The sequence below is a fragment of the Pseudalkalibacillus hwajinpoensis genome (assembly GCF_015234585.1).
GTDB lineage: Bacteria > Bacillota > Bacilli > Bacillales > Guptibacillaceae > Guptibacillus > Guptibacillus hwajinpoensis_B.
This window is the reverse complement of the sequence record NZ_JADFCM010000008.1, coordinates 261909-277049: the sequence shown is the minus strand read 5'-3', so window position 1 is coordinate 277049 and position 15141 is coordinate 261909. Positions and strand designations below refer to the sequence as shown.

15 protein-coding genes are annotated in these 15141 nt (G+C 40.1%); 4 read left to right on the top strand and 11 right to left on the bottom strand.

The genetic code is table 11. The features are described 5' to 3' along the window. Window positions 1–226 precede the first annotated feature (226 nt). From IQ283_RS13045 to IQ283_RS13010, 8 genes are all read right to left on the bottom strand, one after another. Entirely contained in the window at window positions 227–1108 is an 882-nt protein-coding gene (locus IQ283_RS13045; protein ID WP_194220577.1) for an EamA family transporter, read from the bottom strand. A gap of 65 nt (window positions 1109–1173) precedes the next feature. Beyond that, entirely contained in the window at window positions 1174–1905 is a 732-nt protein-coding gene (locus IQ283_RS13040; protein WP_194220576.1) for an AraC family transcriptional regulator, read from the bottom strand. A gap of 108 nt (window positions 1906–2013) precedes the next feature. Beyond that, window positions 2014–3441, bottom strand: a complete 1428-nt coding sequence (locus tag IQ283_RS13035; RefSeq protein ID WP_194220575.1) for a sodium/glutamate symporter — start codon at window positions 3439–3441, stop codon at window positions 2014–2016. A 232-nt stretch (window positions 3442–3673) separates the two neighbouring features. Continuing rightward, the gene (locus IQ283_RS13030; RefSeq protein WP_194220574.1) at window positions 3674–4504 is read right to left on the bottom strand and encodes a carbohydrate ABC transporter permease; all 831 of its coding nucleotides are present in this window, start codon (window positions 4502–4504) and stop codon (window positions 3674–3676) included. After that, entirely contained in the window at window positions 4491–5369 is an 879-nt protein-coding gene (locus tag IQ283_RS13025) for a carbohydrate ABC transporter permease (RefSeq protein WP_194220573.1), read from the bottom strand. The genes IQ283_RS13030 and IQ283_RS13025 overlap by 14 nt, the downstream gene beginning before the upstream one ends. A 1-nt stretch (window position 5370) precedes the next feature. Continuing rightward, window positions 5371–6687, bottom strand: a complete 1317-nt coding sequence (locus tag IQ283_RS13020; protein ID WP_194220572.1) for an extracellular solute-binding protein — start codon at window positions 6685–6687, stop codon at window positions 5371–5373. A gap of 15 nt (window positions 6688–6702) precedes the next feature. Next, window positions 6703–7638 carry an MTP-1 family protein gene (locus IQ283_RS13015; protein ID WP_194220571.1) on the bottom strand — a complete coding sequence of 312 codons (936 nt, stop codon included), beginning with the start codon at window positions 7636–7638 and terminating at the stop codon, window positions 6703–6705. A gap of 23 nt (window positions 7639–7661) precedes the next feature. Next, on the bottom strand, window positions 7662–8726 hold the full coding sequence (locus tag IQ283_RS13010; protein ID WP_194220570.1) for a BtaManbiosPhlase: 1065 nt from the start codon (window positions 8724–8726) through the stop codon (window positions 7662–7664). Between the two features lie 398 nt (window positions 8727–9124). On the opposite strand from IQ283_RS13010, the gene IQ283_RS13005 reads away from it, so the two are divergent. Both IQ283_RS13005 and IQ283_RS13000 read left to right on the top strand, forming a co-directional pair. Next, window positions 9125–10165 carry a substrate-binding domain-containing protein gene (locus IQ283_RS13005; RefSeq protein WP_194220569.1) on the top strand — a complete coding sequence of 347 codons (1041 nt, stop codon included), beginning with the start codon at window positions 9125–9127 and terminating at the stop codon, window positions 10163–10165. Window positions 10166–10506: 341 nt separating this feature from the next. Further along, complete coding sequence (locus IQ283_RS13000) at window positions 10507–11265, top strand: Cof-type HAD-IIB family hydrolase (protein WP_371018191.1); 759 nt, start codon at window positions 10507–10509, stop codon at window positions 11263–11265. An 86-nt stretch (window positions 11266–11351) separates the two neighbouring features. Here the strand turns inward: IQ283_RS13000 and IQ283_RS12995 are convergent, their stop codons facing one another. Beyond that, on the bottom strand, window positions 11352–11891 hold the full coding sequence (locus IQ283_RS12995) for a FixH family protein (protein ID WP_194220567.1): 540 nt from the start codon (window positions 11889–11891) through the stop codon (window positions 11352–11354). A gap of 260 nt (window positions 11892–12151) precedes the next feature. Between IQ283_RS12995 and IQ283_RS12990 the strand changes: the two genes are divergently transcribed. Then, window positions 12152–12565, top strand: a complete 414-nt coding sequence (locus IQ283_RS12990) for an excalibur calcium-binding domain-containing protein (RefSeq protein WP_194220566.1) — start codon at window positions 12152–12154, stop codon at window positions 12563–12565. Between the two features lie 64 nt (window positions 12566–12629). Then, window positions 12630–13277 carry a class D sortase gene (locus IQ283_RS12985; RefSeq protein WP_194220565.1) on the top strand — a complete coding sequence of 216 codons (648 nt, stop codon included), beginning with the start codon at window positions 12630–12632 and terminating at the stop codon, window positions 13275–13277. 189 nt (window positions 13278–13466) lie between these two features. Here IQ283_RS12985 and IQ283_RS12980 read toward each other — a convergent pair whose 3' ends face one another. Both IQ283_RS12980 and IQ283_RS12975 read right to left on the bottom strand, forming a co-directional pair. Continuing rightward, on the bottom strand, window positions 13467–14411 hold the full coding sequence (locus IQ283_RS12980; protein WP_194220564.1) for a ribose-phosphate diphosphokinase: 945 nt from the start codon (window positions 14409–14411) through the stop codon (window positions 13467–13469). Between the two features lie 232 nt (window positions 14412–14643). Then, the gene (locus IQ283_RS12975) at window positions 14644–15141 is read right to left on the bottom strand and encodes a DUF1648 domain-containing protein (RefSeq protein WP_194220563.1); all 498 of its coding nucleotides are present in this window, start codon (window positions 15139–15141) and stop codon (window positions 14644–14646) included.

Genomic DNA, 15141 nt, shown 5'->3' with positions numbered 1-15141 from the left:
TCCTTTGTGAGAGTTTAAATGACATGTTGAGAATTCGATATATTCTGTTAATTATACAGGGAATAGGTATAAATTTCTAATTGATCAAGAAATTATTCACAAAAAAAGAGCCTCTCATTTTTGAGACTCTCAAGTTGGATTTTTTTCAACATCAACTTTCTTTTCTAAAGCTCTTTCAATAGTAAGGTTTTACACCGAGAAAATGAATGGAAATTTATATTCGCTCTCATAGAGATAGAGAGCCCCGATGCCGCTTTTTCGAAGGAAGCGATAAGATCGTTAACCCACTAAATAGTAACCCGATTCCGATCCAAGACATAAGGGAAAGTACCTCTCCTACAATTAAAACGCCGAGTAGTGAGGCGGTTAAGGGCTCTGTTAATGAGAGCGTTACAGCTGTAGCAGACGATACTCCTACTAATCCTCTTGCATACAATAGATAAGCTAACCCGGTCGCTAAGATACCCAAATGGAGGGCAACTAATAGACCGTTTATCTCTAGAAGCCACGACAGATCATAGAAAAAGAGAAGTGGCGACAGCATGAGAGCGCTTAGTGTAAAAACAACTGCAACAATAGTATCAGGTAAATACGTTCTAACCAACCTTTTACTAATTAATGTATAAACAGCAAAAGATAGTCCAGCACCAAGCGCCATAACGATCCCAATGAGATCTACACGTATACTATCTCCATTGGAGACTAATAAAGCACAGCCGAGAATAGAAAGGGCGGTGGAGAGCCACCACTTTTTCCCCGGAATTTGCCTTTGTATGAGCCATTCTAGTATCCCTGAGAAAACCGGCGCACTCCCAATCGCTACCACTGTTCCAATCGCCACACCTGTCTGTAAAACAGCCGAGAAAAAAAGTGGTTGGTAAGCGGCCATAGCGATAGATGCGGCGATAATGTACGGAATCGATTTACTGCTTATCAACAGTTTTCTTTGAACGAATAAAAGCACTAATAGGGTTAATCCGCCAAATGCAAGACGAATCGCTCCAATCGCAATCGGACTTGCAAGCGGCGCAAAAGATTGCGCCGTACCAGTTGTTCCCCATAACATAGCACCTACAATAATCAATACGACAGATTTTCTATGTTGCATCCTCTTCCCCCTCTGAATCTGAAGTCCATATGTTTATCATAAGGGAGATTTCTCAGAGATGCTTATCAAGAATGAAGCTCCTTTTTATCCAATTTCATGATCTTTCGATAGTGCTGAGGAGAGCATCCCGTATATTGCACGAATAAACGGGTAAAGGAGGAAGGGTATTCATAACCGACCTCTTGGCTAATGTTGGTAATCGAACAGCTCGTTTCCAGCAATAAGCGTTTGGATTCTTCTAAGCGAACATGATGGATATAAGTGCTTACTTTTTTACCTGTTACCTTCTTAAACCAGGCTGAATAGTACGATGGATGATAATGCTCGATTTTCGCTAAGAGTTCTAGGTCCACTTTTGAAGCATAGTGATCATGAATGTATTGAACAGAAGCATACCGTTTCTTCTTTAGCTTTGTGCCAATGAATCGTACTAATTGAGTTAAAGCCACTGAAGAACGATCTTGATACGCCTCTTCTAAAAGCAAATATCGGATTGATTTCCATTGTTCATTTAAATCAATATACTGTTCCTCTAAGCTTGTGAGGGAACCAGAGAAATAATGACTCGGGATATCCAATGTAAGACATTCGTTGCAGGAAGAGGAGGAAAAAGTATGACGACGAGATGGGGCTAAATAGAATGCATGGTTCCTATCAAGCTCTAACATACCGTTATCTGTTTCCATTGATAGCAACCCTTTTAACGGAAATAAAAATTGACCATACATATGCTCATGTGTATTGGCTTCCTCCGTATAAATGCGTTTTTCACAAACGGCCTGCGTTAACTCCTCCATATTCTCCACCTCCCTAACCGATTTTCTATCATTTTATTCGTTTTTTCATTTTTACACAAACTAAAGACCATCTCCTTCGAACAGAGATGGTCTTTCTCAACAGCGCTTTTATTTATTCTTAATATGCTTTCCTTTACCAAAATAGAAAATACCTGAAACGATTCCTACGATCACCATAATGATCGAGAAAATCAGGCCAGCTACCGCACCAAATTGAACGATGAATGGTACAGATAGCGCCGTTACTAGTCCACCGCCAAGGAACGGCTCATAGACGAGTTGCTTGTAACCAAATGCTTCAAATGCTGGAGATTCATTATCAGGGTCAACAATTCGCATCAGTAGCAATCCTGTTGCTGTAACACCCATTGATTGACCAAAATCACCGATCCCTCGTTCAAACCAGTAGTCTGGAATGATTTTTGGAGCAAGTGTAAGGAAGCCAAATAAGTTCCAGGCAATTCCTGCTACAGCCAAAATTAAGAATGGCACGAGATACTCTCCGATGACATCAAGGGAAACTGTTGCGATGGCTGTGATGATTAACACATCAAGCGCAAGACCTTGAATACGATTAATCATACGGCGATCGACAAGATTATATTTATCTTTCTTATTGAAAAAGACTTGAAGAATAATACCACCGAACATCGCGATCGGGAATAGCGGAATATACTTCATGAAGCTTGAGCCTGTCCAGTTTGTAATCGTAATACTTTCTAGACCAATTAACCCCTGAAGAATTAACCAACCGATCAGAATCGCAAGCATCACAATCGATAAGTGAAACGATAGAGGTTCAATTGATTCAGGACGAGTCGTCATTTTACCCGCTGGTTCACGATTTTGATATTCCATAATGCCCTGCTTACGAAGATCAGAGAAGCCATTCACGTCTTTGATTACTTTTGTTTTACCTCTTCGAACGGCCCAGTTAATCAGTATAATACCGAAGATAACACCTGAAAGCACACCTACCGTCGCTAGACCGATAGCGAGGTCAAATGCTTCCTCAAATCCGAGCTCTTCAAATGTACTTGCCATACCTGCAGCCGTACCGTGACCACCTTCGAACGCTACTTCAATCAGCGCCCCAGCCATTGCCGGTATATCGAAGAATGGGGTTAAGATTAGAATGGCGACAAGTAAACCGATCACATATTGCCCCCAGCCAATCGCCCAACCGAATGCTAGCTGTGGACCACCGAATGTCCAAATATCGCGGAGCTTTGGCATTGTTGCTCCAAGAAATAGTGATGCAAAGACAACATTAATCATTAAACCTGGTAATGCTGACCATACTTCTATAATGGTTCCTGTCATAATTCCATTTGCGAGAAAATGATCTTCAGAAACGAAGTTCAGCATAATTTTCCCTAGCACTTGTGGCCCGAGAAGCAATGCGACAAATCCACCGATAATGGAGGAAGGTAGAAATAAGTTCTGTAAGACCTTTACTTTCAAACGAATGATCTTCCCTATTAGAAGAAAAACACCGATATACAACAACGCGAATCCAATTTGTTCCGGATTCATTTCTTTCACCTCTTTGGTTTTTTATGATTCCTCAGCTAATGAGGCAGCTGCTTCACCAAATTGGTGATACGAACAGTCCACTTTTTCAGTTCCTCGAAAAAGAAACGATAAAACTTGTTTTGGGAAATTAGTTTTTAATTCCATAATAATTTTATGAATTAGAGCAATCACCTCAAGTATTTATTAGATGCGATCTAAAAAAACTTAAGCCCCCAATCAGGGACTTAAGTTTTTACTTCAACACAAACTGCATACCGTCTTTAAAGTTCTTACTAAAGATAATAAATAAAATCAATATCGGAAGTGTTAATAACACAGATGCTGCATACATAGGTCCTGGATAGCCTCCATAAGGACCGAACATCTGAGCTAATAAGACGTTTAGCGTCAGCATGTTTTCGCTATTCACCACAAGCATGTCCCATAATAACTCAACCCATCTTTCCATGAATAGGAACAAGAAAATGATTGTTGTAATGGACTTCGACATTGGTAGAACGACTTTCCAGACGATTTTTAGCTGACTTGCACCGTCAATTTTTGCCGCTTCAAGTAGTTCATCTGGTAAGCTACGAAAGAAATTCGTATACATGAATATCGCCCACAAATTCACTGCTTTAGGCAGAATCATTGCCCAGTAAGTATCATACAAACCTAAGTACCTTATGATTAAAAAGAGGGGAATTAACAAAATAACAGCTGGATAGAACATCTGAAATAAAATAACATTATTAATTAAGCGATTGCCTTTAAATTTTAATTTTGCTAGTGAGTAACCTACCAAAATAGCAGTTGTCATCATTAAAATCGTTGACGATAACGTTACAAAGAGACTGTTAAAAAGGGCTCTGAGCCACGGTCTTGCGAGTACCCCTTCTCCACCGAAGAAGAGCCACTCATACGATCTCAAAGTGAATTCGGTCGGTATGATCCTTCGATCCACCTGATCCCATGGTGATAATGAACCGAGCACCATATAGAGATAAGGAGATACCATCACAATTAGAACAAACGAAGCAAGAATATAGAGCATTGTCGTTTTGAACGGTTTATTCCCAACCATGTTTGGCACCCCATTTCTCTAGAATTTTTCGAAATATTAAGATCGATCCAAACGTTACAACTGAGTTAATTACTGCAATAGCAGTACCAAATCCTGCATTTAAACGTTCGAATGCCTGACTATAGATTTCAAGTTGCCAGGTATGCGTGGCTAAATCTGGTCCACCACCTGTTAAGACATACGGTTCTGTGAAAATACCGAACATTAATCCAACCGCAAGAATCGTAACGGTATAAAAAGATGGATACAACATCGGTAGGGTAATTTTCCAGAAACGCTTCCATCCGACTGCTCCATCAATTTCAGCAGCTTCATAGATTTCTTTCGGAATACTTTCCAATCCAGCTACGAAAAGGAGAGCGTAATAACCCGCAAATTTCCATGCCATCATTAAAGCAATAATGAGTGGAGCAAGGATTGAAGAACCCAACCAGTCTATATCAAGACCAAACGTGCCTCTTAGCCAAATATTAAAAGGACTGTTATAAGACAAGATACCGTTTACGACAATAGCTGATGCCACCCCGGATGCAAGATAAGGCAGAAAGAAAGCAACCGAGAACAACCCTTTGAATTTAGGTAAAGAATGGATCATAACCGCAAGAAACAGCGCCCCTGCTACAACAATTGGAACAAACATTCCTAAAAATTTATATGTGACAAAGAATGCCGCTCTGACACTTTCACTAAAAAATGCTTGAATGAAATTCTGTATACCAACAAACTCATAATCCGGTGCAATCAAATTCCAGTTCGTGAATGCAAGATACGTCGCCCATATTAACGGAAACAGAAAGAAGATCAGCGAGTAGATGAGGTAGGGGCTCGCAAACAGCCACCCCAACCTCGCATTACTTTTATTCATGTTACTTCAACACCCCGTTGATAGCCTCTTTCATATTATTCCATGCTTCTTTCGGGTCTGTCTCTCCTTTAATAACAGGATTAACTGCTTCTTTACCGATTAACTCTTGAACTTCAACTGTCTTCTCATTATCAATAGGCGGTACTGCATTCGGGATATTTTCAGCATATTTAATCAATTGAGGATTTTCCTCAAAGTAAGATGTAAATGTTTCATTTGTTGATAAGTCATCACGTGCAGGTGGAAGGTTTGTTTCTTCAAACCATTTCATGTCATTTTCTGCATCACTATACACCCAATTCACGAAATCGAATGCAGCTTGCTGCTGTTCTTTTGTAGCAGATGCATAGATCGAAATTCCTTTTGTATCTGCGAATGTTTTTGCATTTGCTGGATCAACACCGTCTGGTACCGGAGGCATCGATAGCTCAAATGTTTCGCCCATCTTCATTTCAGGGAACTTATCTGCCCAATAGGGGAAAGTCCAAGGTCCAATATCCATCATTAAAGCCTGTCCTGTTTCAAATGGATCAGTTGCTTCACGTGTTAACAGCAAATCATTTTTACTAAGATTATCTAAGAATCCAAGCGTTTCAACGCCTGCTTCATCATCTGCAATAAACTCGCTTCCGTCTACAAATTTATTGCCTTCGGATGCCGCGTTATATAACATGAAGAAGTCAAACCATCTTGCCCACCACGTTGGTTTCACTAAATCAGCTCTTGCCCACAAAAACTTCTCAGAATCTTGTTCTTTCAGTTTCTTACCGATTTCAATAACTTCACTATACGTTTTTGGAGCTTCATCAAATCCGAGTTCATTAAGAACATCAATTCTCCAACCAAACAACATCGCATTAGAGTAGATTGGTAACACATATTGGTTATCATCTGAGAATTTCCATGTGGAAATCGTCTCTTTCATTTCACGTTTTTGAATTAATTCATCATATCCATCGAATTCATTTAAAGGAACAATAGCACTACTTGCTGCTAATTGAGCGGCAAAACCTCGGGAGATATTTTCAGAAATTGCCGGTGCATTTCCAGCTGCAATCGCTGATTGAATACCAGCTTCAGATGATGGACTTTCAGGCATAGGCGTTACTTCAATCTTCACACCATCATTTTCTTCCATATACTTATCGGCCATTTCAGTCCAGAATGCTTGTTGGGATGGGTTAGGAGCTGACCAGAAGTTAAAAGACACCGTTCCCTCGCTGCTTTCTTCTCCACCACTACTACCTGATTGACATCCTGATGCTACTATTGCAACAATTATCATCATCATGATAAAACGCATCGAGTATTTCTTCATTCTATTTTCCCCCTTTTATTTGGTCATACCTGTTCTCTCATATTTTGCAAATGGATCAGGAAGAATTACCTTATGGGCTTCTGCATCACTAACACCAACATAAAGGTCTGCCTGTCCATTTTCAAAACGAAGTAAACCACCGCTAAACAAAATATCCTGGAGATCTGGTCTCTTAGCAGGACCTTCAGGAAAATCATCGCGAGTCGCTATGATTTCCATGTTCTTAATCTCATTTGTTTCAGGTTCATAAAGAAATGTCATAGGATAATAATGTCGATTGCCTTCTTGATCAAAACATGCAATGTGACCAAGGACACCAATGTCTCCATTTGTAAGAAGATGAATTTCGTTTGCTCCTCCCCACTCATCCTCAGCAAAATGATCTTGAATTAATGGTGCAGCTTCAATTAGTTCAGCCTGAAGCTCATCAAGATGATTAATTATGGTGAACCCAATCTTGCCACGCCCACCTCTATCACCTTGAGGACGTGTAAACACTCCAATTCTACCATCCTCTAATTGAAGCAACCGGATATCCTTCATTCCATCAGGACCAACCGTAAAATGTTCCAGACTATTTAAATCAACGCCTTTGTAAAAGGCAGTTCTCCATGAGAGAGCGTCTTCATTTTCGGGGTGAGGAAAGGTTTCTACTCCACCGAATACCAGTAAATCATCAATATGTGTAATAAATGGATCTTGAAGCTCAAATGATTTTGATCCTTTAATCGGGGTCCAAACTTGTTCCACTTCAGTAAAAAAGACGACCTCCGAATGTTCAGTGTCCCTCGCTTCCACTCGACCAGCGATCACCATTTGACCATTATTTTCAAAAGGAGCAGTTATGTTATAAACATCTCGATCGCCAACACCAGTAAAGGTTAATTTCTTTGCCCCTTCTACCTTCTTACTTTTTTGATAAGAATCTACTAATGATTTTACAGTGTACAAGTTAGCTCTCCTTCCTCATCAACTCACAGATAGGTTAATTTTGATAAGATCTCTTCCAGGCTTAGGTCTGCTGCAGCCACCGATGTATCGGAAGCTCCATAATAAACTCTTACATTATCTCCTCGTAACGTTACTCCACAAGTAAAGACCACGTTACCGAAAAATCCACTTGTTTCATACTCAGCTTCAGGTTCCAGAATTGGCACTTCCGTCTTCGCTAATATTCTTGCTGGATTCTCAAGATCAAGGAGGACAGCTCCGAGACAATAACGATTGTTTTGATCCGCAGCATGATAAATTTCAAGCCAGCCTTTCTCCGTTTTAAAAGGAACTGCCCCTCCACCAATTCGCCCATTATCCCAACCATCTTCACTTAAGCCGAGAAGATACTGGTGATTGCCCCAATAAAGAAGGTTGTCCGACTCTGCTATCCAAATTTCCGGACGGCCAATCCCCTTAGGTACGGGGCGATGTAATGTATAGTACTTTCCATTTATTTTCTCAGGGAAAATAGCAACATCTTTGTTTTCAGGATGGAGAATCAGTCCATGACGCTCATAGGTTGAAAAGTTTTTAGTAGAAATTAATCCTACGCCGATCCCTTCAGGCGAAACCGCACTATATTGGATATAGTACGTCTCACCAATATGTGTCACCCTTGGATCTTCCACTCCCCACGCTTCTCTCTCTGTTCCAGGGTATATGAATGGAGTGTCATCAACTGTGAAATGGCGACCATCTTTGCTCCGAGCAAGGCGGATATACGATAATGACGTAAGATATGCTCCACGACCGTCAGAAATAAAATTAATGGATCTAGGATCCGAGAAATCATAAATAGGGTTACTTTTGTCAAGATCAACAATTCTTAATTTACCTGTACCGTTTGTAAAATCAATGACCGGAGCTTTTACTACTTCCGGATGCTCGCTGATTGGCTGTTCTGCTACGCGAAGTAACAGTAGTGTTTCACCATCAAACTCTGCCACTCCTGCATTAAACACCCCGATAACTTCGTGGTTGTCGTGAAATGGTTTAACATCCTCTGGTGTTATCAGTGGATTTTCTTTAAAGCGCTTTACATTCATATTTTTTAGTCTCCCCCGAGTAATTATCTTCTTCAATTTGCTTGGATTAAGTTATCATCCCTAAACCTTGAAAACCCTTTCATAAATTGTTAAAAAATGACTTCCAGCCTAAATAGGAAGCGCCTCACCTCAAATTATTGTATGATTAAAGAAGCGAGAAGATAGAAATCAAAGCTAGGATAACTTTTTGTAATTCATTGTAATTCCACTTTGTAATTAACGTTACAACTTATTATACATCCTTTCTATTGGATGTCAACTTAAAAATCAAACTATTTAAACACTCTGTAAACCTTTACAACATTATACTTTTTGCTTAAATTGTACAGATGATGTATATTTATTTTGTAACGTTACAAAATAAATAAGTATTCTATAACGGAAAGGTTGCATGGATAATGGGAAAAAGAGTCACGATGCAAGACATTGCCGATCGATTAACCATTACAAAAAACTCTGTCTCGCAAGCGCTGACCGGAAAACCTGGAGTCAGTGAAGAAACCAGAAAGCAAGTTTTGAAAGTAGCTGATGAACTTGGCTACCGATATACTCCTAAAACAACATTCAGGCAAATTGACCACCATAGAACCGGTAATATCGGCTTGATCGCATCTGATTTTGCTTTCTCGATGAAAAGCTTTTTTGGAGATATATTTCTTTCAGTAGAGGAAGAAGTCCAAAAACGGAATAAAAACCTTTTGCTTCAATCTATAAACAAGCAGGCTAATGAGAAATTGAAATTACCTTCTTTTATTGAAGAAAAATCAGTGGATGGTATAATTATCCTTTCACATTTAAATAGTGCTTATATTAATAAAGTACTAGCCACGGGGATTCCGACAGTACTAATTGACCACCACCATCCCAAAATACAAGCTGATGCCATTTTGACAAACAATCGATTCGGAGCTTACACTGCGGTTCAACATTTGTTAGAACTTGGACATAGGGATATCGCTTACGTTGGAAACATAGGCTTTTCACCCAGTTATCAGGAACGTCTTGAGGGATATTTATTAGCTTTGAGGGACTACGGAGTGCAACCTCGAGAGGAATTTATGTTTAAAGATGCTCTTGAAGAAGAAGCTGTCATAAACAGTTTTATAAGCCAAGTACCTGTCCAACCTACTGCGTGGTTTTGTGTGAATGACGGCCTCGGATACCTTGTTAACTCTGGTCTACAAAGAAATGGCGTACACATACCTGAAGATGCTTCCGTTTGTAGTTTCGATAACGGACAGCTTTCCCGCCTTTCAACACCAAGAATTACTTCTATGGATATTGACCTTCGACTATTTGGACGAAAAGCGGTCGAAAGATTATTTTGGAGAACAGAGAATAAAAGTGAACCCTACGAGGAAACATTGTTACCTGCAACTCTGGTGGAGGGTGATTCTACTGGGAAATTATTCAAAAAGAATACTTCAGTTAAATCTTAATAGTTACTCCTTTATTGTTTTGGAGAATTCATTTTATATTTTTAGGCTATAGTAACTTATATTGTTGTTGCTTCAGTTCAGAAAACTAGTATTTTTTGTATTGAACTATGATGTACCATAAAAATATGCAAGGGAATTCCACATGAAATTTATACAAAGATTTTTTAATAAGGTTAATGTTTTAGTTTAGCTATAGCCTCTGTTAGTGTTAAATACTTGAAACCTCTACCTTATCCTAAAACTCTTGACTAATTTTTCATTGAAAATCACTTGAAGGTTTTGGATAGAGTAAGATTACTACAGATTCTATTGAATTTGTATTAGAATAGAAGAAGCGAAAAATAGGAGTGGTAGAGATGGAAAAAGAAATCAAACTAATTGCATTAGATATGGACGGCACTCTTGTCAATCATGACGGAGACGTGTCAGAAGAAAATGAAGCGGCTGTTCAGCGCGCGAAAGAGAAAGGCATTCACGTCGTGTTAAGCACGGGACGCTCACTGCCTTTCTGCCGTGATATCGCAGAACAACTTGGACACTCCGCTTACTTAGTTACAGTAAACGGCGGACAGATTTTTGATAAAGAACTAAACCTAGTTGATAGCTCTCACCTGGATTATGAACTTGTTGAACGTTTGTGGGAACTAAAAGTAAAGCATGATGTGTATTTCTGGTCATCTACAACAGAAGGCGTCTTTAATACGCAAAAGCCGTTTGACCGAGAAATCAATGACTACACATGGTTGAAATTCGGCTTTGATATTAAAGACGATGATATTCGCAAAATCATTACAGATGAAGTAACAGCGAATGAGGCGTTTGAAGTGACGAATTCAAGCCCAACAAACCTTGAAATCAATCCATCTGGCGTTAATAAAGCTGCAGCACTCATGAAAGTTTGCGACTGGCTTGACCTTTCCATGGAGAACGTCATGGCCGTTGGCGATAGCATGAATGACATTGCGATGATCCGCGAAGCTGGCTTTGGAGTCGCAATGGGTAACGCTCAAGACCGCGTCAAAGAAGCCGCAAACTGGGTCACAAAAGATTACACCGAGCACGGCGTTGCTTACGCTATAGATCAAGTATTGAAGGGATAATGGTGCCTGTCACCGCCCGAATAAACTCAATAAATGTCGAAAAAAGCGCAGTGGATTTACTCCACTGCGCCTTTTCCTTTTCACGCTTATTTCTCCGTGACTTCAAGCACATAAGGTTTATGTGTATGAAGCTCTTCCCCCTTCTCAACATGAACTTTCAGCTTGTACGTTCCTGGCTCGGAGATTTCTATCATTCCTTCATACATACCTTCACCGTTCTCTTCTGTTTCTGTGTAGGTATGCTTTTCCTCTCCTTCTTTCCAGTATTCAAAACGCACATTAGCTTCTGTAAGGAGCTCTTCCTCTTCAGTAATTGTTGTCTTCAGAACACCTGGATTCATCTCATCATTCTCAAGAGAGATGCTAACGTGTGCACCATGACCTTCGTGCTCATCTGTCTTCTCTTCAGAGATCATAACCTTAAAGGAAGACTCATTCATTTGTTCTTCTTCTGAAGATTCAGCCTCCTCATTCTTCGACATACTACCAGTCTCTTCACTGTTCATACTAGAATCGCTCACCTCTTCACCAGAATTGGTGGCATCATCCCCCGTTCCTGAACATGCGCCTAGCGCTAACAAACTGGCAAGCCCTATAGTAAGTGATAGTCTCTTCACTCGATCCATCTCCTTTTCCACCTAACTTCCCTGCCTAGAGAAGTTTCTCTTTATACAAAGCTAACGGAAAAAATATCAGCATAGATCACTTAATCACTGGAAGAATTAAATTTCCCAGGTATTCCCTCTTTACTGAAACTCATTTTCTAACCATAGTAAAATATTCTCTTTATTCTATTTATTCTGACATATTACATGACCTAACAACTGGAAGCTGTTACCATATAACAAGGGATGGCAAAAAAATACTTAATCCGGGGAGGAAGAACATGAAAAAGCTCGTTTCTTTGTTAGCAACTTTCTTATTGGTATTTGGATTTACGAACGTAGGGTATGCGGCTGATGATAAGAATTGCGATGATTTCTCTTCTCAAGAAGAAGCGCAAAATTATTATGAAAGCAACGACCCTGATGCGGACCCAAGCGACCTTGACCGTGACAATGATGGTGAAGCTTGTGAAACTCATTCCTATAGCGGCTCTACTTCATCTGATGAAGAAGCTACATCAGGCGGCGAATCTTCCGATGAAGAGATGACAAGCGAAGAAAGCTCAGAAGCAGCTGACAGCGAAGGCGCTGAAATGGCCGATACAGCGACTAGCTATCCTGTTTATATGTTGCTTGGCCTTGCCATCGCAGCATTCGGCTCTCTTCTACTTTTAAAAAGACGCGTCCACTCTTAATACACATACCATCCCATCGAGATAGGCGAACGCCTATCTCGATTTCTAAAGAAGGTGATTACTGTTGGTAAAGAAGCTCAGTATTCTACTCATTTTAATCGGCATGATTGTAACCGGCTGGAGCGGATATGAATGGTGGAGTCAGAAGAGTGTCGCAACCTTTCAACCTGAAAAAGCCCAGGCCATTTCAAGGAATTGGGAGAAAACTGATTATCAAAAGACAGTTAATCGAGAAGTGATTCAGACAAGTGATGCTACTCCATCAAGTGAAGCATTTCATGCGAAAACAGGGGAAAAAATCGGTGAATTAACAATCCCTCAATTAGGATATCTCTACCCGATCTATTGGGGAACCGATGAACAAACGTTGAAACAGGGAGTTGGTATGTATAACACAGATTTCACAACTTTACCAAGTCAAGCAGGCCACACTGCACTTGCAGGACACCGCGATACCGTTTTTGATGGCCTTGATCAACTAAAAAAAGGTGATCGTCTTTACCTCACATTAGACGATACAACATATGAATATCAAATCCGCAAAACATGGATTACAGACGAGCATGATCGTAGCGTTATTGTGGATAAGAATTCCCCCACTCTCACACTCACCACGTGCTATCCGTTTGATTATCTCGGCTCCGCACCAGATCGTTACATCATTCAGGCAAGTTTAATACAAGTCGATGACGGGAGTGACTCCCAATCCTGAGTTACCCCTAATTCGAAGTGCCGCAACAAAATAGCTATGTTAGCTTATATTGTTGATCCCTCGATTTTGGCTCATTCGAGTGAAATTATAGTTTCACTCACCTTTCAGCTCTCTGATGACCAAAATCAACAACATTCATTAACATTTCCATAAAAAAAGAGAACTGAGTCATCAGTTCCCTTCATCATGTTAGCGTATTTGACTAATCGAAAGCTTTTCCTGAACGATTCGAATCGCTTCAGCAAGTAGCGGAGCAATCGATAGGACTTTAATTTTATCAAGATCTTCTGAATCTGGAAGAGAGATGGTATTCGTTACAACCACTTCTTTAATGTTCGATTCAGCAATTTCTTCCGTTGCGTGACCAGAAAGAACAGCGTGGGTAAATGTCGCGTAGACGTCCTTCACACCGTTTTCTTCAAGGATACGTGAAGTAAACGTAACGTTTCTACCAGTATCAATCATATCATCAATAATAATCGCTGTTTTCCCTTGAACATCACCAATAACATTCACAGTGGATGGTTCTCCCGTGTCATAAGAACGGCGATCAATCAAAGCGATTGGCGCATCTAGCATTGACCCTAATTTACGTGCACGAAGCGCACTGCTATTGTCTGGTGCCACAACAACAACATTTTCTAAATTCTTGTTCTCAAAATATTCAGCAAGGATCGGAATACCAGAAACTTGGTCAACTGGGATATTGAAAAATCCTTCAATTTGATTGGCATGCAAATCAATGGTTAACACGCGCGTTGCGCCCGAACGTTCTAGCATGTTCGCAATCAATTTTGCTGTGATCGGCTGTCTAGGTCCTGTCTTTCGATCCTGTCTTGCATATCCATAATACGGTAGCACAACATTAATGGTTTTGGCTGATGCTCGTTTTAATGCATCAATCATAATTAAGAGCTCCATCAAATAATCGTTTCCTGAGCCTGCGATGGATTGTACAAGGTATGTATCGCAACCACGGATGCTTTCCTCAACGTTCATGTGGATTTCACCGTCACTAAAGCGTTTGACGGAACAATTTCCAACTTTAACCCCAAGTGTCTCTACAATTTCTTGAGCCAACTCCGGATTTGAGTTCAAAGCGAACACTTTCACATCTTCTTCATGGCGTAGCATAGCGTAGCTCCTTTATCTTTCGTTTATCCCACGAATGGTCCATTCACAATACAACTGTGTATGAAACATTTACATATGTATTTAGTTTAAACTTCTCCTCCACTATACCATACACGGAAGCTCAATTTCTGCAGATTTTTTTTGGAATTCTAATGAAAAATCATCAAATTGTTCACGATTTTCCCCTGTATGCGCTTTACTGTTCATCATTCGAAGTATTTCCTTTTATTCTCTATCTCCACTTAATAGAATGCACAATATAGAGAATAATCGCACCAAAAATCATCGTAAGAAAGAGAGGCATCACCCATCCAGACAAACCTTCCTCGATCCCCTTTGCCATTTGTACACTTTCTACCGTCACATAGGAAAAGAATAGCGCAATCGTATTTTTCAAAAAGCGCATGAGCACAACTGCACTTCTGTATTGTAGAGCTGCATTGCCATCTGTAATTTTCACAATGTAATTGTACTTATGAGGAAAGCGCTCAAGGATCGTGAGACCTCCCCAGAGAAAAGCTCCCATCGTTGGCAACAAAATAATAGTACCCTTTGGTCCCCAATTATCCGCTATACCAGAAGCATTAAAATGGATTGGAACTTGATTCGGTATGCTACCCCACTCGAGTGAAATGTAGACAATACTTAGAAGAAGAAAGGTAATGGCTGCAACATCAAACCCCTTCTGAACAAATGACTTTTCAATTTTTATTCGAGGTCGCTCTTTCAT